Source organism: Streptomyces sp. NPDC024687 (assembly GCF_055559055.1).
On sequence record NZ_JBVHLJ010000002.1, the window covers coordinates 565,991 to 586,860 of the forward strand.

Here is a 20,870-nt window from a genome sequence, read left to right on the forward strand (position 1 = left end):
TGACGGGCGAAATCTCAAGTGACGCAAGGGGATTGACGCAGAAAGCGCTTGCCATCTACGGTCCCCCGAATGGGTATGCAGCGAAGATTCGGATGGGCCTCGCTCGCCGCGGCGACCACCATGGCACTGGCGGCCGGGGTGACCGCGGCACCGGCCGCACACTCCGCGGACGATCCCGTGCGGATCGTGGTCGACGGGAACGACGTACGCGCCGGCAACGTGAACGGCCTGACCTACAAGGGCCTCGGTCTGCTCAGCTGCAACAGCACGAGCAATCTGCTGATGGACTACAAGGCGGAGCACCCCGACCGCTACTGGCAGCTCGTCAGAGTGCTGTTCGGCGGCAGGAACCCGCTCATCAACCACGTCAAGGTCGAGATGGGGTCGGACACCAACACGTCGACCGGTTCCGACCCCGCGACCATGCGCACGGCGGACGAACTCGCTGACGCGTCCCGCTCCCCCGGCTTCCAGCTGGCCGCCGACGCCAAGACGGTGAACCCGAAGCTCAAGGTCTCGATCCTGCGCTGGGTCATGCCCCAGTGGGTCCAGACCGAGTGGAACAAGGGCACCGGCACCGACGAGATGTACAAGTGGTACAAGGAGACGATCCTCGACGCGTACCAGAAGTACGGGTACATGGTCGACTACGTCGATCCGGACACCAACGAGACCACGAAACCCGACCTCTCCTTCGTCAAGTGGTACAAGCGCGCCGTGGCGAACGACACCGAATTCGCCGACTCCCGCTATGGCTTGACGCCTCGTCAGCAGCAGGCGGCCGCGAAGGCGTACCACGCCATCAAGATCGTCGCCTCGGACGAGAACACCACGAAGAACATCGGCCCGGCGATGCTCACGGACACCGAACTCTTCGGCGCGGTCGACGCGGTGGGCTACCACTACACCACCGAGGACCGGCTCGACGGCACTCCGGACAGCGCCACCTACCGGCCCTACTCGAAGCTGGCGACCGGTGACAACGCCTCCGGCCAGGACAAGGAGGTCTGGTACAGCGAGGGAGTCGGCTCCTTCGGCTGGACGGACTACCGGGTGGCCAACACCGAGGGGCCGGGCGGCGCGAGCACCGGGATCGGCGGTGTGCAGAGCGCCCTCGACATCGCCAACCGCTCCGTGAAGAGCTACGCCAACTCCAAGCGGACGCACTACATCTTCCAGCCGGCGATCGGGGCCTTCTACGAGGGCGCCCAGTACAGCCACAAGGAGCTGGTCAGCGCCCGCGACCCGTGGTCGGGGAGCATCCACTACGACGCCGCCGTGTACGTGATGCAGCACTTCACCCAGTTCGCGAAGACCGGCTGGGAGAACGGCACCAACACGGCCGGCATCTGGCGCACCGTGCCGGAGGCGAGTTACAGCGGGGTGAGCGGGACCGAGAACGTCGACGGCTCGAACGGCGCACCCAGTTACATGACGCTCGCCGACCCGGAGAAGAAGGACTTCTCCACGATCGCCGTCAACGACAGCGACCGGGCGAAGACGTACCGGATCAAGGCCGAGAACATGGACCTGGGCGGCGATCCCACCATGGAGGTCTGGGAGACCCGCGCGGCGGACCCCGGCCAGGCCTACGAAGCGAACTTCAAGCACCTCGCCGCCGAACTCCGCCCCGACGGCGACGGCTTCTACGTCTACACCGTGCAGCCGCGCTCGATCGTCACGTTCACCACGCTCGACCGCAGCCGCGACAAGGCGACCTTGCAGCGCCTGCCCGAGTCCGCGGCCCGTACCGTGCTCGACAGCGACGCGACCGGCAAGCGGCACGACACCCGTGACACCGTCCTGTACGCCGACGACTTCGGGTACGAGGAGGAGGGCCGGGTCCGGGTCGGCACGGACGACGGGGCCCGCAAGGTCTCCCAGCCGTACCTCGAGTCCCGTGGCAACCAACCGCGTTACCTGGTCGACCAGACCGGCGCGTGGGAGGTCGGCAAGGACAAGGACGGCGACAACGTCCTCTACCAGTACCTGGACCAGTCCATGAAGGACACCGGGGCCTGGAACCGGAACACCCCCAACACCACGGTCGGCGACTTCCGCTGGGAGAACTACAAGGCCTCGGTCGACGTCTCCTTCCCGGACCCGCAGGGCGGCCTCGCCACCCTCGGCGTACGCCAGCAGAAGGGCATGGCCGCGACGGACGCCGCGTACAGCATCGGGATCGGCCCGGCCGGAAGCTGGACCTTCTCCCGCTACGGCACGGCGATCCGCACCGGGACGGTCGCCGCGTCCGCCGGCTACCGCCTCGCCGTCGAGGTCAGGGGCGCGACCGTCACCGCGTACGTCGACGGACAGGCCGTCGCCACCTACCTGGACCCGGTGCCCGTGACCGAGGGCCGCGTCAAGCTCGGCACCGACTTCCACCGCACCGCGTTCGACGACCTGAAGGTCGAGAAGGTCGCCGGATACACCCCGTACGCCACCACGCTGACCGACAACATGGACAGCTCGGTTGCCTATGACGGCACCTGGAGCCGGAACGCCGCCCTCGGCGACGCGATGAACTGGTACCGGTCGACATCGACCAGCGCCACCGCCGGAGCCAAGGTCACCGTCCCGTTCCGTGGCACGGGCATCGACGTCATCGGCGGCAATGACGGAAGCGCCGTTCTCGACGTCTCCGTGGACGGCCGGCCCGTCGCCCGGGACGCCAGGACCACCGCCACCGACAAACGCCAGGCGACGTACTCGCTCCGCGGCCTGCCCGACGGCAGGCACTCGGTGACCTTCACCCTGAAGTCCGGGAAGATCGTCCTCGACGCCTTCACCGCGCTCTCGGGGGACGTGGACGGCCGGGTCGACACGACACCGGTCCGCAGTGCCCTCGAGGCGGTGGGCTCCCCGGACCGGAGCGACTACACAGCCGATTCCTGGGCCCTGTTCGCCTCCGCGCGCAAGGCCGCCAGGACCGCGGTGTCCGGACAGCGGGGCCTCGACACCCTCGGCGTCGAGCAGCTCGCGAGCAGGCTCGGCGACGCCTACGCCGGGCTGGTCCGCGAGGAAGCCTGACCAACGCGAGCGGCGGGCCCGCCATTTCTGGCAGACCCGCCGCTCGTCACCGTCGGGACGACAGGATTTGAACCTGCGACCCCTTGACCCCCAGTCAAGTGCGCTACCAAGCTGCGCCACGTCCCGGCCGCGAAACCCACGGTGTTCCGTGTGATCGCGCAGGTAGACCTTACCTCACGCGCGCGGCCGGGCCGACTGGCGGGATGTCAGCCCCGGGTGGTGACGGTCTCGCGGACCTCCGTGGTCCCCGTGACGACCCGGCGCACGCTCCGCCGTACCGGAACGAGAAGCGCGGCCAGCGCCGCCGCCAGGCACAGCACGGCCAGCAGCGAGAAACCGTGCGTGTAGCCGGACTCGTACGGCAGCCCCGACGGCTGGAGACGACCGGTGACCAGGACGCCGGTGACCGCCGCGCCGATGGAGCCGCCGATGGTGCGGATGTTGGCGTTCTGAGGTCGCCGACCGGGAGCCCTGGGAGGCGCTCACGGCCTGGCTCGACCGGTTCGCGGGCTACATGGTGACCGAGCGGGCGGTGCGCGAGGCCCTCAACGACGAGTCGGAGATCTTCGCGGCGTGCCGGGAGTCGATGTACGCGGCGGGCGGGCCGTTGCTCGAACGGGCTCAGGAGGCGGGCCAGGCACGCGGGACACGGACTTCGTGGACCTGTTGCGCATGGTCGCCGGCATCACCGCGACCGCCTTCGACGACGACGCCCAGCGCGACCGGGTGCTGTCGATCGCGCTGGACGGGGTGCGGGCGATGCCTGGAGCGGACACGCCTAGGGACTCGGGCCCGTCTCGTCGTTGGCGGGTGCGGGTTGTGGGGGCTGGTCGCGCAGTTCCCCCGCCCCTGGGTAGGTGAGGCGACTCCTGGTTCACAGGCGTCAGTGCGCGGCGACCAGTTCCTGCTCGCTGTCGACCGGTGCCTGCCGGGCGCTGCGCAGGGCCGCGAGGCCGATGAAGACCATGGACGAGAGGCCGGCGAGGGCGAAGGCGGCGAAGCCCAGGTCGCCGTTGCCCGAGGCGAGCAGCTGACCGCCGAGCCAGGGGCCGAAGACGGCGCCGAAGCGGCCCATACCCGAGGTCCAGCCGACGGCCGTGGCGCGGTGGTCCGGGTGGGAGCGGATCGAGACCGTGGCGTAGATCATCGTCTGGGCGCTGTTGAGGAAGACGCCGGTGAGGAAGACGACGATCATCGTGACGGTCATCGGCATGTGCACGCTGAGCAGGAAGACGCCCGCGGCGGTCAGCGCGAACCAGAGCGCGGAGATGCGCGGGGCGCCGAAGCTGTCTGCGGCCCGGCCCGCGACCAGCATGCCCACGATGCCGCCGAGGTTGAAGACGACCACGAAGGACAGGGCGGAGCCCAGTTCGTATCCTTCGGCGCGCATCAGGGTGGGCAGCCAGGTGGCGACGCCGTAGACGAGGAGCAGACCGCCGAACGAGGCCACCCAGTAGAGCAGGGTCTGGATCCACTCGTCGCCGCGGAAGAGCTTCGCCAGGTTGGCCCAGCGGTCACCGGCGCCGCCGGTCTTCGCGGCGGGCACCTCGACGTCGTACCGCTCGGCCAGCGCCCTGGCCTCCTCGCCGCGCCCCTTGGCGACCAGGAAGCTCAGCGACTCGGGCAGGAACTTCGCCAGGACCGGGGCGAACAGCAGCGGGAGCACACAGACCCAGAACGCGGCACGCCAGCCGACCGGGTCGATGAGCCACTTGGCGACGTAGGCGGAGAGGATGCCGCCCGCGTGGTGGGCGGTCATCAGCAGGCCGATGACGAGGGCGCCGCGGCCGCGCGGGGCGTAGTCGGAGACCATGCTGATCGCGGTCGGCAGCAGACCGCCGAGGCCGATGCCGGCCAGGGTCCGGCCGAGGCCGAAGACCTCGACGCTGCCGGCCAGCGCGCACACGCCCGAGGCCAGCGAGAAGAGGATCACGCAGCAGACCATCAGCTTCTTGCGCCCGACGCGGTCGGCGATCGTGCCGGCGACGAGGGCGCCGACCAGCATGCCGAAGGTGGCGTAGCTGCCGAGGTCGCCGGCCTGGTCCGCGGTGAGGCCGAAGGTCCTGGTCTCCAGCAGGTGGGGCAGCACCGAGCCGTAGATGAACATGTCGAGACCGTCGAAGAGCACGGCCAGCCAGCACAGACCGACGACCAGGAGGGCCAGTCCGCTGCCCCGGGCGGACAGGAGCGGGGAGGGGGAGGAAGACATCGTGGGTTACCTCTCGTACGTGGTGCGCCAGACGCTAAGAAGCCACCCGGCCGAGTGTCAACCTTTTTGTCAACAATCTCATCGACAGTCTTGCCGGATGGCTCCCCCGTGCCGCTGGCGCCGTCTCAGCCGACCGGCGGCGTCCCGTGCGTGTGGAACGACTCGATGGTCTTCAGCCCCCAGGCCTGCCCCTTCTTCCGCTCCTCCTCGGTCCAGGTGACGAGCGGCCAGTCGGGCGCGAGCACCAGCCGGGTGAGCGGGTTGCACAGCTCGATGCGGTTGCCGCCGGGCTCGTAGACGTAGAGGAAGAACGTCTGCTGGATGGCGTGCTTGTGCGGGCCCGTCTCGATGAACACCCCGCTGTCAATGGCGAGATCGGCCGCGCGCAGGACGTCCTCTCGGGTGTCGGTCGCGAAGGCGATGTGGTGCAGCCGCCCCTCGCTGCCGGTCCAGTCCGAGGTGTAGACGACGTCGTACGACTTGTTCGTGTACGTCAGCCAGCGCGCCGCGATCTTCCCGCTGTCCAGCCGGATCTGCTCGGTGGGCCGGGCGCCGAGGATGTTCTGCTGGAACTCGGAGTTGGCGAGCACGTCGGCGGCGAGGAAGTTGATGTGGTCCAACCGCCGTACGCCCACTCCCCTGTTGGGCTTGGCCTGCGGCTGGTTCTTCAGCGCGGGCCTGAGCTCGTCGGGGGCCCGGTAGTACTCGCTCTCCCAGTAGAGGGCGTGTTCGTGGCCGTCCGGGTCGGTGGTGACGTAGAGCTTGCCGAGACCGGGTTCGTCCTCGACCCACTTGCCGGTGCCGCCCGCGTCCTCAACTGCCTTGATACGGCGGTGCAGTGCCTCCTCGCTGGAGGTGCGCAGGGCGAGCCGGCCGAGGCCGGGCTGCTCACGGGCGGTGAGGACCAGGCTGTGGTGCTCGTAGTCGTCGTAGGTCCGCAGGTAGACGGTGTCGCCGTCCTGGCCGTTGACCGTCAGGCCGAGGAAGTCGCTGAAGAAGGCGACGCTGGCGTCGAGGTCCGGCGTGAACAGCTCGGTGTGGCCGATGTGGGCGATGTCGCCGAGCGGCGGAGTCATCAGTGACCTCCTGTGGGTCGGTCGGCGGCCCGGGGGAAGACGGTGCCGTCGAAGATCTTGCGGGCGGTGCGGACCACGGCGGTACGGCCGGCCCGGGGCAGGCCGTCGGGGGTGGCTGCCAGGCTGCTCTCGATGTCCAGGAACCCCGTGGGGTGTTCTATGCGCACGCGGTCGCTCCCGGGATCGAGCTCCGCGAGCCCGGCGCCCACGCTCCCGTCGATCCGCAGGCCCGCGGCCACACTGGCCGCGCCCAGGACGCCGATGGAGGTGTGGCAGCGCACGGGGATAAAGGTGCGGGTGGTGACCGCGCCGCCGTCGCGGGGCGGGGCGAGCAGGGTGAGCTTGGGGACCGTGGCGTCGGACACGTCACCGAGGCCCATCAGGCGGCCCGCCGCCAGGCGGACGGTGCGCAGGCGGCCGGCCAGGGCCACGTCCGTCTCCAGGTCCCGCGGCAGCTCGTAGCCGGTGACCTTGACGGAGGTCGCCGCGATCAGGACGGTCGGCATGCCGTTGTTCACGCAGGTCACCTCGACGCCGTCGATGACGTCGACGGCATTGCCGGTGGGGAGCAACTCCCCGGCGCCCGGCGGGAACTCGATCACCACGGCCGCGGCCGTACCCGGCACACCCGAGATCTCGGCGTCCCCGGTGTAGTCGACGCGCCCGCCCGAGGTCGGGAAGGTCGCGGTCGCGTAGTCGCCGGTGTTGACCATGCGGATCCGGACGGAGCTCTCCTGCTCCCCCGCCGTGACGATTCCGCGCTCGACGGCGAACGGGCCGACGCCGGCGAGGATGTTCCCGCAGTTCTGACGGTCACTCACCTCCGGCCTGTCCACGGCGACTTGGAGGAAGTGGTAGTCCACGTCGGCCTGCGGGTCGGCGCTCGGCGAGATCACGGCGACCTTGCTGGTGAGCGGGTGCGCGCCGCCCAGGCCGTCGATCTGCCGGTCGTCCGGGCTGCCCATGATCCGCAGCAACAGGTCGTCGCGCAGGGCGGGTTCGTCGGGCAGGTCGTCGGCGAGGAAGTAGGCGCCCTTGGAGGTGCCGCCCCGCATCAGCATGCAGGGCACCTGCTCGTTCACGACCGCTCTCCCTCGTACTCCTCGTACGTGCGGTACTCCACTCCGAGCCTCTGCAGCGTCTCCCGCAACCCGTAACGGTCCAGACCGAGTTGACCCTCGATGAAGGCGGCGCGGGTGGCGGCCTCCTTGGCCTCGCGGGCCTCCGCCTTCTCCACCGTCTCGGCCACGCGTCCGCGCGGGACGACCACGACACCGTCGTCGTCGGCGAGGATCACGTCGCCCGGGTCGATCACCTGGCCGTCGATGGCGATCGGCACGTTGACCGAGCCGCCGGTGGCCTTGACGGTGCCCTGCGAGGAGACCGCGCGGGACCAGGCGGCGAAGCCCATGTCCCGCAGCTCCTGAGTGTCACGGATGCCGGTGTTGGTGACGACCCCGCGCACTCCGCGCTGCCGCAGAGCGGTCGCGAAAAGCTCGCCGAACAGTCCGTCCGTGCAGGGCGAGGTGGTGGTGACGACGAGGAGGTCGCCCTCGCCGCACTGCTCGACGGCCGCGTGGATCATGAGGTTGTCACCGGGCCAGCCGATCACGGTGACGGCCGTGCCCGCGACCCGTACGCCCTGCTGGATCGGGCGGATCGCCGGGCCCAGCAGGCCCGTTCGGCCCATCGCCTCGCTGACGGTGGCCACGCCGTACCGCGCGAGCGCGTCGACGTCCTTCAGATCCGCCTTCGGGGGGTTGGTGACGATCACGCCGCTCATGCCAGCTCCTTCGCGATCTGCGGGTAGGGGCGCATGTACGCCTCGGCCATGGTCTTGTGGGCCAGGCCCAGGTTCGGGCCCGCGTTGCGCCTGAGCTGGACGCCGCGGCGCACGGCCAGGTCGGTGTAGTAGTCCCACAGGTGCTGCTGGGCGCCGAGGCACTCCATCGCCTTGCGCTTGGTCTCCCAGACCTCGGTGATGTCGAGGAGGACCTCGGGCTTGAAGCCGCTCATCTCGGGCTGGTGGGGCTCGAAGTAGAAGACCGGCGGGGCGCCGATGATCTCGCCCTCGCCCGGGTAGCCGATGGCCTGCGCCAGGACCCGGGCCTCCAGGGCCATCCGGTTGGCGGCCGGGTGGTCGCCGTTGTACGGGTCCTCGACCGGGTGGGTGAGCACGACATCGGGCTGGGTGGCCCGGTAGACCTCGACGAGCCCGTCGGTCAACTCGGCGGTGGGGAGCAGCGGGTAGTCGCCGGCGTCGAAGAAACGGATCTCGGCGCCGAGGGTCGCGGCGGCACGCTCGGCCTCGTCCCGGCGTATCGCCTTGATCTCGTCGAGCTTCTTCCCCTCGCGCCAGGCCTTCGCGGACTCGCCGCGCTCGCCGAAGGTCAGACAGGCGATGGTGACCTTCTCGCCCCGGGAGGCCGCCAGGGCGATGACTCCGCCTGCGCGCCACACGAAGTCCCCGGCGTGCGCGGTGATCACCAGTGTCGAACGTGGAGTGGCGGGCGCGCCTGACTGCGTCATTACGTGAATCTCCTTGGAATGGACAGGTTCGCGCCCACCTCTGCGTCGCTCAGTCGCGCAGCGCCTCGATCACACTGGTGAGGTGGGCGCGGACGGCCTTCTCGGCCGCCTGCGGGTCCCTGGCCCTGATCGCCTCGATCATCGCCAGATGCTCGTTCAGGGAGTGCTGCGGGCGTCCGGGACGCAGCGCCAACTGGAAGCGGTGGCGCACCAGTTGGGCGTTGAGCCGCTCCAGCAGATCCAGGGCGGTCCGCTGGCCGGAGAACTCCCGCACTCTGGCGTGCAGCTCCTGGTTGAGCTCGGAGTAGGTCATCGGTTCGCCGTCGGCCACGGCCTTGGTCATCGCCGTGCCCAGTTCGGTCAGCTCGGCGAGCTGATCATCACTGGCCAGGGTCGCCGCCTTGGCCGCGCACAGCCCCTCGAGGACCATGCGGCACTCGGTGATGGCGACCGCCTCCTCGACGGTCACCACCCGCACCCGGGAACCCCGGTTGCGGATCCGCTCGACGAGACCCTGGGCCTCCAGATCGATGAGTGCGGCCCGGATGCTGGCCCGTGTCACACCGAACTGCTCGGCGAGCTCGTTCTCCACCAGCCGCTGTGCCGGTGCCATCTCGCCGTGCAGGATCGCCTGCCGCAGCTGCGCGAGCGCATGCTGCTTGGCCTGCTCCCCGGTGCTCGGACGGGCTTCTTTCGGCATCGTTGCCCTCCCTGAGTGAGTGCCTGTCGAACCTAAATCTAGCCAAACAAGATTGTCAACAATTTTGTCTGCCGTATCGCGGGCACATCCGCGAGGGGCGGCCGGCCGGTGGATCGTCGCGGTCCACACGCCGGGCGTCGCCAAGGGGTGCGCGAAGGCGCCGCCGGAGACCGCACCCGGACCGGCAGGTGGCACCCTTCCGGATCAGGGCGCCGCAGGAGGGTCGCGGCGCAAACCGCCGAGCCGCGGGTGGCCGGCAACAGCGTCGGGCCGGCCCCGACAGGCGGTCCGCGGCCATTGAAGAGGGGTGGACTGTCCGGGCAGCCCGGCACCCCGGACGACCAGGCGCACCAGGCGCACCGCCCAACTGCCCGCATCCGCCGACACCGAGCTCACGGCATACCGCATCGCCCAGGAAGCCCCCACCACCGTCACCAGACACGCGGCCGTCGACGCCGCACGGGTACGGCTCGCCCACCGGGCCGACGACCTTCTCGTGGCCGTCGTCAACCACGGCACCATCCGTCGACTCCCCCTCCCCCGACGATGGTTACGGCCTGGTGGTCGCCGAGCTGCCGTACCACCTGCGGACACGGACCGACTGAGCCGTGCTGACCAGCGCACATCAGACTGAACTTGCTTAAGTCAATCAATTACGATTCACTTGAGTAAGTCAAGCAACCCCCTTACCCCCTTGTTCCCGACCGGAGGACCAGCCATGTCCGACGCCCTTGCCGAACCCGTCGCAGCGGGGTCGTCCGCCCCGCCGAAACCGAACGCCGTGGTGGCGGTGCTGGCCCTGGCCGGAATCGTCGTCTCACTGATGCAGACCCTGGTCATCCCGATCGTTCCCGAGCTGCCCAAGCTCCTGCACGCGGAGGCCTCCGACACCGCCTGGGCGGTCACCGCCACTCTCCTCGCCGCGTCGGTGGCCACGCCGGTGGTCGGGCGGCTGGGTGACATGTTCGGCAAGCGGCGGATGCTGCTGCTCAGCATCGTGCTGCTGGTGTCCGGTTCGGTGGTCTGCGGCCTCGCCGACTCCCTCGTCCCGATGATCGTCGGACGGGCCCTGCAGGGGCTGGCCGCCGCGGTCGTACCCCTCGGCATCAGCATCATGCGGGACGCGCTGCCGGCCGACCGGCTCGCCGGATCCACCGCGCTGATGAGCGCCTCGCTCGGTGTCGGCGGCGCCCTGGGGCTGCCCGCCGCCGCGTTCATCGCCGACAACTGGAACTGGCACATCCTGTTCTGGGTCTCCGCCACGCTCGGTGTCGTCGCCTTCGTCCTCATCCTGCTGATCGTGCCGGAGTCCAAGGTGCGCGCCGGGGGCCGGTTCGACCTGGTCGGTTCCCTGGGGCTGTCGGCCGGTCTGGTCTCGCTGCTGCTGGCCGTCTCCAAGGGCGGCGACTGGGGCTGGACCAGCGGCACCACGCTCGGCCTCGGCACCGCCGCGGTCCTGATCCTGCTGGCCTGGGGCTGGTGGGAGCTGCGCAGCCCGCAGCCGCTGGTCGACCTGCGGACCACCGCCAAGCCGCAGGTACTGTTCACCAACCTCGCCTCGATCGCCCTCGGCGTCTCGATGTTCGCGATGTCCCTGGTGCTCCCGCAGCTGCTCCAGCTGCCCGAGCAGACCGGCTACGGCCTCGGCAGGTCCATGCTGACCGTCGGTCTGGTGCTGGCCCCGCAGGGAATGGTGATGATGGCCATGTCCGCGGTCTCCGCGGCCCTCACCAAGGCGAAGGGTCCCAAGATCACGCTGTTGATCGGCACCCTGATCGTGGCCGCGGGGTACGGGCTCAACATCGTCCTGATGTCCGAGGTCTGGCACCTCGTCCTGGTCTCCTGCATCATCGGCGCCGGCATCGGCTTCACCTACGGCGCACTGCCCGCCCTGATCATGGGCGCCGTGGATCCCACCCAGACGGGCGCCGCCAACAGCCTCAACACGCTGATGCGGTCTCTCGGCACCTCCTTCGCCAGCGCCATCGCCGGTGTGATCCTGGCCCAGATGACCACCGACTTCGGCGGCTACGCGCTGCCCTCGGAGAACGGCTTCAAGGTCGTCATGGTGATCGGTGCGGGGGCGGCGCTGCTCGCCTTCGCCGTCGCGACGTTCATCCCGCACCAGCGCCGGACGTCACCGCAGGCCCCGACGGACGGGCCGGTGGAGCCGGCGGAGGTCGGCGCCAAGGCATAGGACCTGGTCTGTTGCAGATGGATCGGCCGCCGCTTCCTCGTGGGAGAGGCGGCCGATCTGCGTTGCGGGGCCTGCGGAATGGGGCCCGTCACCTGAGCGCCGGCTCGGCGAGCAGCACGACTCGGTCCGCTGTGGCATCGCCGGACGGCGACACCGTCCTCGGAGTGGGCGTACGACCATCCCCGCGATCGACGGAAACTGCAGGGTCGGGCACACCCCGCACCCCCTACTTGATCACCGCGTTCGCCACCACGACCACGACCCCCAGCATCGCGTCCACCACTCCGATACCGATGGCGATCGTCCACGGGCGATGGGACCAGCGGGCCGTGACCAGGCCCAGGGCGAACAGGAGGGTGATGTTGAGAATGAAGGCCAGGTACTCGACGCCGTTCGCGGGCCACCAGCCCCAGCCGGCCCCGGCGAGGAGGGCGACCGTCGGCAGGACCGCGGCGATGAGAGGCCACTCGGCGACCAGGGTGCGCAGGGCGTCCCCGCGGCGGTGCGGGGCGCGCTCGGCGATGTAGTGGGCGTAGCCGTGCGCGAGGGCGGAGGCGAGGGCGGTGACCAGGAGCCACGCGGCGTCGTAGCGGCGGCTGTCCTGGGAGGTGTGCCCGTACTGGGTGAGCGCGGCGACCATGGAGCAGGCGAGGACCGAGCCGTAGACGCCGCCGAAGAGGACGGCCTCACGGGTGTCGTGCTGGCGCGGCCGGGATGCGGCAGTCTCGGTGTCCACCATGTCCCCACGATCACCCGGGCCGCCAGGTGCCGCCAGTTCGCGACGGAGTGTACGCCCACCTGCGCCGACACTCCACACACCGTCGGCGGACGGGCCGGGAACGATCTCGCTAGGGTCGCTCCATGGACCACAGCTTCGTACTGCACATCCCCGACGCCGAGCTCGAGTCCGAGCCCCTCGCCCGGGAGCAGATCGTCTCCGGGACGCCCGAGGTGTCCGGGAAGGTGGTCTGGGAGTCGGAGGACGGACGGCAGCTCCGGGGCATCTGGCAGATCACTCCCGGGGTCGTCACCGACACGGAGGCGGACGAGCTGTTCGTCGTCATCAGCGGCTCGGCGACCATCGAGGTGGAGGGCGGGCCGACGCTGAAGGTGGGGCCCGGCGACATGGCCGTACTGCGCGAGGGCGACCGTACGACCTGGACCGTGCACGAGACGCTGCGCAAGGCGTACGCGATCAACCTGTGACGGGGGCGGGGGCGCTGTTACTTGCCGTCCGGCGGGCCCGCCGTCGTCCCCCGGATCTCCAGCGCCGGCGCGGCGAGGTCCGTACGGGCCGCTCCCCCGCGGCCCTCGAACCGGTCGAGCAGACAGCGTGCGGCGCGACGGCCGACCTCGTGGCTGGCGTTGTCGACGGTGGTGAGCCAGACGTGGCGCAGCCGGGCGATGCTCGTGTTGTCGTAGCCGACGACGGACAGGTCCCGCGGGACGTTCAGGCCCAGTTCCTCGGCGGCCGACACCGCGCCGATCGCGGCGATGTCGTTGACGGCGAAGACGGCCGTCGGCCGGTCGGGGCGGCTCAGCAGCCGGACCGTCGTGCGGTAGCCGCCCTCCTCGGTCATGTCACTCGGCTCGACGAGCGCCTCGTCCGCGAGACCGTGCTCCCGCATCGCCGCCTCGAAGCTCCCCCGGCGCAGTTCGCCGACCGCCCCGTACCCCGCGATGTGCGCGACACGGCGGTGGCCCAGCCCGATCAGGTGCTCGGTGACCAGGCGGGCACCGCGCTCGTCGTCGTTGGCGACCACGTCCACCCCCGGCAGCCTGGGCTCGCGCGCGCCGGCCACGACCACCGGCAGGCGTTCGGCCACCGCACCGAGCGCGGCCGGTTCGGGCAGCGTGCCGACGACGATCAGGCCGTCCACCCCGAGGTCCAGGAAGGGGCCCGCCGGGTCCTGCCCGGTACGACGGTTGAGACGGGCGTCGGCCAGGAGCATGCGCAGGCCGTTGTCGTGGAGCAGCGAGTTGAGGCCGTCGAGCAGGTCGACGAACCAGGGGTTGCGCAGGTCGTTCAGGAGGACGCCGACCGTGCGGGTGCGTTGTTCGCTGAGGCTGCGGGCGGCGGCGTTCGGGCGGTAGCCGAGCTCGCGCACGGCCCGCAGCACGGCCTCCCGTTTCTCCGGGCGTACCTGGTCGGAGCCCCGCAGCACGAGGGAGACCAGCGACTTCGAGACACCGGCCCGGTCGGCCACATCACGGATCGTCGGCGGTCTCATGGGTATGGACCGTTCCATGCCGTCCGGCGGCTTGTCAAAGGGTTGACAGCGAGCCAAGACGGCACCCAAGGTGACCGGGACAGAATATGGACCGGTCCAAAGAGGGGCTGTCAGTCATGGTGGACACGCTCGGCGTCGCCGTCGTCGGATTCGGCTGGATGGGGCGGGTGCACACCCAGGCGTACGCCCGTGTCCCGCACCACTACCCACAGCTTCCCCTGCGTCCGCAGCTCGTGACCGTCGCCGAGGAGGTGCCGGGGCGGGCCGAGGAGGCCGCCGCGCAGTTCGGGTTCGCCTCGACGACCCGCGACTGGCGCGAGGTCGCCGCCGACCCGCGGGTCCAGGCGGTCAGCATCACCGCGCCGAACTTCCTGCACCGCGAGATCGGCGTGGCGATGGCCGAGGCCGGCAAGCACATCTGGATCGAGAAGCCGGCGGGCCTCACCGCCGAGGAGGCCCGGGCGGTGGCCGAGGCGGCCGCCCAGGCCGGGGTGCGGAGCACGGTCGGCTTCAACTACCGCAACGCGCCAGCCGTCGAGGCCGCCCGGGGGCTGATCGCCTCCGGCGAGATCGGCACGGTCACCCATGTCCGCATCCGGCTCCTCAGCGACTACGCGGCCCACCCGCAGGGTGCCCTGACCTGGCGCTTCGAACGTGAACGCGGCAGCAGCGGAGTGCTCGGCGACCTCGCCTCGCACGGCGCCGACCTGGCCCGCTTCCTGCTCGGCGACATCGCTTCCCTCACGGCCGACACCGCGATCTTCGTGCCGGAGCGCGCCCGGCCCACCGGCGCCACGGCCGGGCACACCCTCGCCACCGGAGAACTCGGGCCGGTCGAGAACGAGGACTACGTCAACTGCCTGCTGCGGTTCGCCTCCGGCGCCCGGGGTGTCCTGGAGGCCTGCCGGGTCTCGGTCGGCGAGCAGAACAACTACGGCTTCGAGGTGCACGGCACCAAGGGCGCGGTGTTCTGGGACTTCCGCCGTATGGGCGAGCTGGGCATCAGCCGCGGCACCGGCTACCAGGACCAGCCGGTCAGCACGGTGTATGTCGGCCCCGGCGACGGTGAGTTCGGCGCTTTCCAGCCGGGCGCGGCCAACGCCATGGGCTATGACGACCTGAAGGTCGTGGAGGCGTACCGCTTCCTGCGTTCGGTCGCCGAGGGCACGTCGTACGGGGCGACTCTGCGGGACGCCGTGCACAGCGCGGCCGTACTGGACGCGATGGCGCGGTCCGCGGAGAGCGGTTCGTGGGTGGACGTGTAGGAGGAGCCCCTTCAGTACGGCATGTTGTACGGCGTGACCACCTGTATCGCCGAAGGTGTCGTCGGCCCCGCAGGCGGCAGCGCCCCGTGCGCCCGCATCACGATGTGGCACGCCTCCCGCATGTCCTGCCGCAGGTCGTGGTGGAGGACCGCCGACAGGCGGTGTTCGCGCAGCAGCCGGTCGTTGTCGTGGTCGAGGTCGTGGGCCACGAACACCGCGCACTCCCTGCCCAGGTCCTCGAAGGCCCTGAGCGTGGCGATGTTGCCGCCGCCGATCGAGTAGACCGCCCGGATCTGCGGATCCCGCTCCAGCGCGGCCCGGACGAGGTCGTACTGCGTGGCGTCCAGGCCCTGGCCCTCGGCGATCTCCACCACCGCCCGCTCCGGGTGCCGGGTGCGCATGGCGCTGCGGAAGCCCATCTCGCGCTCCTCCTCGTTGCGGAAGAAGCCGCTGCTGAGGCTGGTGAGGACGTTGCCGGGGCGGTCGCCGAGCCACTGGCCCATGAGGTAGGCGGCGGTCGCTCCCGCCGCCCGGTTGTCGATGCCGACGTAGGCGAGGCGGGCCGTGGAGGGCAGGTCGGTGACGAGGGTGACCACGGGGATGCCCGCCTCCGCGAGCCGGCCGACCGCGGCCGTGACCTCGGGGACGTCGGGAGCCTTGAGGATCACTCCCTGGGAGCCGCGCCGGACTATCCGGTCGAGGGTCTTCGTCAGTTCCGCCACCGGCCCGGTCTCACGGAAGTGGAAGCGGGAGCGCAGGACCGCGGGGTGCAGCGCGGGCAGCTCGGCCTCCAGGGCGGCACGCACGGCCGTTGAGAAGCGCTCCGGCGTCTGCATCACTATGTCGATCATGAAGGTGCGGCCGACCAGCCGGACCTGGGTGCGCTGCCGGTCCAGGTCGGTGATCGCCTGACGGACCTCGCGGGCGGTGTTCTCCCGGACCCCTCCCCTGCCGTTCAGGACCCGGTCGACGGTGGCCTCGCTCAGCCCCGCCTGACGTGCGATCTCCCGGATCGGATAGGGGTGGCCCACGCGTGTGCTCCTTGAGGGGTTTTTGATGGCTGCCTGCTGGTTGTTCGACGGCTTTGTCATGACAAGAATGGCAGCGCTGAGTCGCCCCTGTCACCGAGAGGACGCCGATGTCCTTCACCGCCGTACACCGCCGTGCCTGGCTGTCCGAGCAGGACTGCGACCTCGACTCGTTCCGCGCGCTCGTCGAGCGGACGGCCGACCCCGCCGACTACCCGAACGCCGCAGTCGTGGAGCGGAACGTCCTGCTGTACGACACCGAGCGCGTCCTCGGTGCCAAGGGCCGCAGGGAGGTCCAGGAGGAGCTGGTGCGAGCCCTGGCCGACGGCCCCGGGGTCGTCGTCTTCCAGGGGGCGTTCCCCGATCACGCGGTCGTGGACCGGTTCACCGAGGTCTTCGACTCGCTGATCCGCGAGCAGTACGCGGCGGGCACCACCGCGGGCGACCACTTCGCCAAGCCCGGCGCCAACGAGCGGGTGTGGAACGCGCTGGAGAAGGCCGCCCTCTACGACCCGGCCGCGTTCGCCGACTACTACGCCAACCCCGTCGTCGCCCTGGTGTCCGAGGCCTGGCTCGGCCCCGGCTACCAGGTCACCTCGCAGGTCAACGTGGTCAACCCGGGCGGCCTCGCGCAGACCGTGCACCGCGACTACCACCTCGGCTTCCTCTCCGACGAGGTCGCCGCGGCCTATCCGGCGCACGTGCACCGGCTCTCGCCCGTGCTCACGCTCCAGGGCGCCGTCGCGCACTGCGACATGCCGGTGGAGTCGGGGCCGACCCTGTACCTGCCGTTCTCGCAGCTGTTCGAGCCCGGGTATCTGGCGTGGCGGCGGCCGGAGTTCCAGGCCTACTTCAAGGAGCACCACGTCCAGTTGCCGCTCGCGAAGGGCGACGCCGTCTTCTTCAACCCGGCGCTGTTCCACGCGGCCGGGACCAACCGCACCACCGACGTGCGACGCATGGCCAACCTCCTGCAGGTGTCGTCGGCCTTCGGGCGTGCCATGGAGACCGTGGACCGGGAGGCGGTGTCGAACGCCGTCTACCCGGCGCTGCTGCGCCGCAAGGCGGACGGTGCCGACGCCGAGTGGCTGGACAACGTGATCGCCGCGAGCGCCGAGGGCTACCCCTTCCCCACCAACCTCGACAGCGACCCACCGGTCGACGGGCTCGCCCCGCCCTCCCAGGCGGACCTCGTACGACGGGCCCTCGCCGAGGGCTGGACCGCGCGGACGCTCCGGGACGAACTGCGGGCGGGCGCCGAGCGGCGCACGAGCTGACTCGGCGCCGCACGAACTGAAAGGTACTGGCACATTCATGGGACTTCTCGACGACAAGGTCGTCCTCGTCAACGGCGGCAGCCAGGGCGTCGGTGCCGCCATCGCCCGGGCCGCCGTCCGCGAGGGCGCGGTCGTGGCCGTCACCGGCCGGCGCCCGGAGCCCGGTGCGGCGCTGGTGGCGGAGCTGGAGGCGGCCGGCGGCAAGGCGCTGTTCGTCCGCGCCGACCTCGCCGACGCCGAGCAGGCCAGGGCATCCGTCACCCGGGTCGTCGAGGCGTACGGCCGGGTCGACTGCCTGGTGAACTCCGCCGGGCTCACCTCCCGGGGCACGCTCCTCGACACCACGCCCGAGCTGTTCGACCAGCACATCGCGATCAACCTGAAGGCGCCGTTCTTCGCGATGCAGGCGGCGGTGGCGGACATGGTCGGCCGCAAGGCACCCGGCACGGTCGTCAACATCATCACGTCCTCGGCGCACGGCGGGCAGCCGTTCCTCGCGCCCTACGTGGCCGCGAAGGCGGGCCTGATCGGCCTGACCCGCAACGCGGCGCACGCCCACCGCTGGGACCGGGTGCGGATCAACGGCCTGAACATCGGCTGGACGGCGACCGAGGGCGAGGACGCCACCCAGAAGACCTTCCACGGCGCCGGTGACGACTGGCGTGAGGAGGCCGCCGCCAAACTCCCCATGGGCAAGCTCGGCCAGCCGGACGAGATCGCCGACTTCGTGGTCCTCCTGCTGTCCGACCGCTCGGGCGTGGTCACCGGATCGGTGATCGACTGGGACCAGAACGTCCTGGGCGGCCTCGACTGACCGTTTCGCCCCCGAGAAACACCGCTCGCAAGAAACACCCTCAAGGAGCTGCACCCTCATGCGTATCGGAATCCTCGGCCTCGGCCGTATCGGCGCCTTCCACGCCGAGACCCTCTCCGGACTCGACGCGGTCGAGTCACTCGTGCTCACCGACCCCTTCGCGGAGGCCGCCAAGTCCGCCGCGGAGCGGTTCGGCGGTGAGGTCGTGGACTCGCCCGAGGCTCTGCTGGCCTCCGGCGTGGACGGCATCGTGGTCGCGGCGGCGACGGACGCCCACCCCGGGCTGATCCTGGCCGGCGTCGAGGCCGGCATCCCCGTCTTCTGCGAGAAGCCCGTCGCCAAGCACATGAGCGACGGCGTCGCGGTCCTCAGGGCCGTCCAGGGCAGCGACGTACCGATCCAGATCGGCTACAACCGCCGCTTCGACACCGGTTTCGTCAACGCGCGGGCCGCCGTGCAGAGCGGTGAGCTGGGCAAGCTGCACACCGTGCGCTCCACCACCCTCGACCCGGCCCCGCCGCCGGCCGCGTACGTCGCCGCCTCCGGGGGCATCTTCCGGGACTGCTCGGTGCACGACTTCGACATCATCCGCTGGGTCACCGGCCGCGAAGTCGTCGAGGTGTACGCCGTCGGCGGCAACCGGGGCGCCGACTACATCAAGGAGGCGGGCGACGCCGACACCACCGGCGCGATCCTCACCCTCGACGACGGCACCATCGCGGTGATCTCCAACTCCCGCCACAACGCCCGGGGTTACGACGTCCGCATGGAGATCCACGGCTTCACGGACTCCATCGCCGTCGGCCTGGAGGACAAGCTCCCGCTGCGCTCGGTCGAGCCCGGTGTGACCTTCCCCGCGGGTACCCCGCACGACTTCTTCATGGACCGCTTCACCGCGGCCTACCGCGCCGAACTCACCGCGTTCACCGAGGTCGTGGCCGGCACCCGGCCCTCCCCGTGCACCATCGCGGACGCCCTGGAGGCCGGCTGGATCGCCGAGGCGTGCACGCTGTCCCTGCACGAGCACCGCCCGGTGACGATCGCCGAGGTCCGCTCCGCCTGAGCCCGCCGCCGTGTCCCGGGCGCCCGTGCCCGGGACACCCGGGGGTGAACGCTGCGCCCGCGACGCCCGTTTACGGTCACGTGATCTCTCCGTACGACCATGAGAGCCTCCCACGTCCGACCGACCCAGGAGTCACGAGCATGCAGGAGTTACGCGAGACCGCAGGCCCCCGAACCGTGGCCGTCGTCGGTGCGGGACCGAGCGGCCTGGCCGTCGCCCGTGAACTGGAGCGCGCCGGACACCGGGTGACCGTGCTGGAGGAGCAGGACACGGTGGCCGGGAAGTGCCAGAGCGTGCACGTCGACGGGCACGCCTTCGACCTCGGCGGTCACATCTGCACCAACAGGTACGAACGGATCGCGCAGTTGCTGACCGAACTGGACGTGGAGACGGAGCGCACCAGCCGCTATCGCGTCCTGGACGCCGGGGGACGTGCCCTGCGGCAGCCGATGGCGTTCCTGCGCGACGGCTCCCTGGAGCGCTACCGGGCCCTGCGCGAGAGGGAGTTCCCCCGCATCGGCGAGCCCGGGCTCGCCCACTCCGCGCGAGCGCTCGCCGCCCCCGTCGCCCGGTGGATCGCCGACCACGGTCTCGACTCGATGGCCGAGTCCTTCGGCACCGGGTACACGGCCGCCGGGTACGGCCATCTCGACGACGGCATTCCCGCGCTGTACTTCGTGAAGTACGCGGAGATGACCGGGCTGCTGGACCCGGGCCGCGAACTCCTCGGCCACCGCGGCGACTTCACCCTCGTGGGCGGGTTCGCCACGCTGTGGCGCCGGGTCGCGGAAGAGCTGAAGGACGTGCGGTGCGGAGTGCGCGTGACGTCGGTGGAACGCCGCGGGGACGGGGTGCGGGTGCGCACCGACTCGGACCCGGTCGAGGCGGACGACGTGGTGATCGCGGTCGCGCCGGACCGTGTCCTGCCGGTCCTGGACGCCACCGACGAGGAGCGCGACCTCGCGGCACGGATCCGCGGCAATGCCTACCACACCACCCTCGCCGCCGCGTCCGGGCTCCCGGGGGACGCCTTCTACTTCCTGGCCGCCCACACCGCGAGCCGCGAGACGGCCGGCCACTGTGTGTCGTACCACCACCGCTACCCCGGCAGCGAGGTGCGGACCTTCTACTCCTACGACCGCCCCGGTGACGTCACCGCGCTGCTGCGGGAGGACATCGAGACGCTCGGCGGGCGCCTCACCGAGGTGCATCTCCAGCGGGAGTGGGCGTTCATGCCCCACTTCGGCAGCGCCGACCTCATGGACGGCGCGCTGGACCGGCTCGACGCGCTGCAGGGCCGCAACCGCACCTACTACGTCGGCGGACTACCCGCCTTCGAGCTCGTCGAGTGCGCCGTGGCCCACGCCCAGGACCTCGCGCGCCGCCACTTCCCGCCCACCGGGGCACACTGACCCGGCAGGATCACGGCCCTGCCACGATCGAGGAGGAAC

17 protein-coding genes, 1 tRNA gene and 2 pseudogenes are annotated in these 20,870 nt (G+C 70.7%); 9 read left to right on the forward strand and 11 right to left on the reverse strand.

Translation table 11 applies throughout. From position 1 onward, the window contains the following. Window positions 1-75: 75 nt before the first annotated feature. Window positions 76-3,030 carry a GH59 galactosidase gene (locus ACZ39I_RS08975; RefSeq protein WP_467243773.1) on the forward strand — a complete coding sequence of 985 codons (2,955 nt, stop codon included), beginning with the start codon at window positions 76-78 and terminating at the stop codon, window positions 3,028-3,030. Between the two features lie 52 nt (window positions 3,031-3,082). Here ACZ39I_RS08975 and ACZ39I_RS08980 read toward each other — a convergent pair. Together ACZ39I_RS08980 and ACZ39I_RS08985 are read right to left on the reverse strand one after the other, a co-directional pair. Beyond that, window positions 3,083-3,156 (reverse strand) — tRNA-Pro (locus ACZ39I_RS08980). Between the two features lie 80 nt (window positions 3,157-3,236). Continuing rightward, a pseudogene (locus ACZ39I_RS08985) lies at window positions 3,237-3,479 on the reverse strand (MFS transporter); the annotation flags it as partial. Between the two features lie 2 nt (window positions 3,480-3,481). On the opposite strand from ACZ39I_RS08985, the pseudogene ACZ39I_RS08990 reads away from it, so the two are divergent. Next, window positions 3,482-3,786 (forward strand): annotated as a pseudogene (locus ACZ39I_RS08990) (SbtR family transcriptional regulator); the annotation flags it as partial. Window positions 3,787-3,913: 127 nt separating this feature from the next. Here ACZ39I_RS08990 and ACZ39I_RS08995 read toward each other — a convergent pair. From ACZ39I_RS08995 to ACZ39I_RS09020, 6 genes are all read right to left on the reverse strand, one after another. Then, the gene (locus tag ACZ39I_RS08995; RefSeq protein WP_467243774.1) at window positions 3,914-5,239 is read right to left on the reverse strand and encodes an MFS transporter; all 1,326 of its coding nucleotides are present in this window, start codon (window positions 5,237-5,239) and stop codon (window positions 3,914-3,916) included. Window positions 5,240-5,364: 125 nt separating this feature from the next. Beyond that, on the reverse strand, window positions 5,365-6,315 hold the full coding sequence (locus ACZ39I_RS09000) for a catechol 2,3-dioxygenase (protein WP_467243775.1): 951 nt from the start codon (window positions 6,313-6,315) through the stop codon (window positions 5,365-5,367). Further along, on the reverse strand, window positions 6,315-7,397 hold the full coding sequence (locus ACZ39I_RS09005) for a 4-oxalomesaconate tautomerase (protein WP_467243776.1): 1,083 nt from the start codon (window positions 7,395-7,397) through the stop codon (window positions 6,315-6,317). Before ACZ39I_RS09005 ends, ACZ39I_RS09000 begins: the two co-directional genes overlap by 1 nt. After that, window positions 7,394-8,098, reverse strand: a complete 705-nt coding sequence (locus tag ACZ39I_RS09010; protein ID WP_467243777.1) for a 4-carboxy-4-hydroxy-2-oxoadipate aldolase/oxaloacetate decarboxylase — start codon at window positions 8,096-8,098, stop codon at window positions 7,394-7,396. The genes ACZ39I_RS09005 and ACZ39I_RS09010 overlap by 4 nt, the downstream gene beginning before the upstream one ends. Beyond that, window positions 8,095-8,844: a PIG-L deacetylase family protein gene (locus ACZ39I_RS09015; RefSeq protein WP_467243778.1), complete on the reverse strand. Its 750-nt coding sequence runs from the start codon at window positions 8,842-8,844 to the stop codon at window positions 8,095-8,097. The genes ACZ39I_RS09010 and ACZ39I_RS09015 overlap by 4 nt, the downstream gene beginning before the upstream one ends. A gap of 49 nt (window positions 8,845-8,893) precedes the next feature. Continuing rightward, window positions 8,894-9,544 carry a GntR family transcriptional regulator gene (locus tag ACZ39I_RS09020; protein WP_467243779.1) on the reverse strand — a complete coding sequence of 217 codons (651 nt, stop codon included), beginning with the start codon at window positions 9,542-9,544 and terminating at the stop codon, window positions 8,894-8,896. A gap of 718 nt (window positions 9,545-10,262) precedes the next feature. Here ACZ39I_RS09020 and ACZ39I_RS09025 point away from each other — a divergent pair. Next, window positions 10,263-11,741: an MFS transporter gene (locus tag ACZ39I_RS09025; RefSeq protein WP_467243780.1), complete on the forward strand. Its 1,479-nt coding sequence runs from the start codon at window positions 10,263-10,265 to the stop codon at window positions 11,739-11,741. Window positions 11,742-11,967: 226 nt separating this feature from the next. On the opposite strand, the gene ACZ39I_RS09030 is transcribed toward ACZ39I_RS09025, so the two are convergent. Further along, on the reverse strand, window positions 11,968-12,480 hold the full coding sequence (locus tag ACZ39I_RS09030; protein WP_467243781.1) for a hypothetical protein: 513 nt from the start codon (window positions 12,478-12,480) through the stop codon (window positions 11,968-11,970). Window positions 12,481-12,602: 122 nt separating this feature from the next. On the opposite strand from ACZ39I_RS09030, the gene ACZ39I_RS09035 reads away from it, so the two are divergent. Beyond that, entirely contained in the window at window positions 12,603-12,947 is a 345-nt protein-coding gene (locus ACZ39I_RS09035; protein WP_467243782.1) for a cupin domain-containing protein, read from the forward strand. Between the two features lie 17 nt (window positions 12,948-12,964). On the opposite strand, the gene ACZ39I_RS09040 is transcribed toward ACZ39I_RS09035, so the two are convergent. Beyond that, window positions 12,965-13,972, reverse strand: coding sequence for a LacI family DNA-binding transcriptional regulator (locus ACZ39I_RS09040; protein ID WP_467243783.1), 1,008 nt, complete (start codon window positions 13,970-13,972; stop codon window positions 12,965-12,967). Between the two features lie 116 nt (window positions 13,973-14,088). On the opposite strand from ACZ39I_RS09040, the gene ACZ39I_RS09045 reads away from it, so the two are divergent. Beyond that, complete coding sequence (locus tag ACZ39I_RS09045; protein ID WP_467243784.1) at window positions 14,089-15,237, forward strand: Gfo/Idh/MocA family protein; 1,149 nt, start codon at window positions 14,089-14,091, stop codon at window positions 15,235-15,237. A gap of 11 nt (window positions 15,238-15,248) precedes the next feature. Here ACZ39I_RS09045 and ACZ39I_RS09050 read toward each other — a convergent pair whose 3' ends face one another. Further along, window positions 15,249-16,268 carry a LacI family DNA-binding transcriptional regulator gene (locus tag ACZ39I_RS09050; protein WP_467244365.1) on the reverse strand — a complete coding sequence of 340 codons (1,020 nt, stop codon included), beginning with the start codon at window positions 16,266-16,268 and terminating at the stop codon, window positions 15,249-15,251. A gap of 107 nt (window positions 16,269-16,375) precedes the next feature. On the opposite strand from ACZ39I_RS09050, the gene ACZ39I_RS09055 reads away from it, so the two are divergent. The 4 genes from ACZ39I_RS09055 to ACZ39I_RS09070 all read left to right on the forward strand — a co-directional run bounded on the left by ACZ39I_RS09055 (window position 16,376) and on the right by ACZ39I_RS09070 (window position 20,831). After that, window positions 16,376-17,542, forward strand: a complete 1,167-nt coding sequence (locus ACZ39I_RS09055) for a phytanoyl-CoA dioxygenase family protein (RefSeq protein WP_467243785.1) — start codon at window positions 16,376-16,378, stop codon at window positions 17,540-17,542. Window positions 17,543-17,579: 37 nt separating this feature from the next. After that, window positions 17,580-18,356 carry an SDR family oxidoreductase gene (locus tag ACZ39I_RS09060; RefSeq protein ID WP_266511042.1) on the forward strand — a complete coding sequence of 259 codons (777 nt, stop codon included), beginning with the start codon at window positions 17,580-17,582 and terminating at the stop codon, window positions 18,354-18,356. Window positions 18,357-18,414: 58 nt separating this feature from the next. Continuing rightward, a complete protein-coding gene (locus tag ACZ39I_RS09065) occupies window positions 18,415-19,419 on the forward strand; it encodes a Gfo/Idh/MocA family protein (protein WP_467243786.1) in 1,005 nt (334 codons plus the stop codon). A gap of 140 nt (window positions 19,420-19,559) precedes the next feature. Beyond that, entirely contained in the window at window positions 19,560-20,831 is a 1,272-nt protein-coding gene (locus ACZ39I_RS09070; protein ID WP_467243787.1) for a protoporphyrinogen/coproporphyrinogen oxidase, read from the forward strand. The last annotated feature ends 39 nt before the right edge of the window (window positions 20,832-20,870 follow it).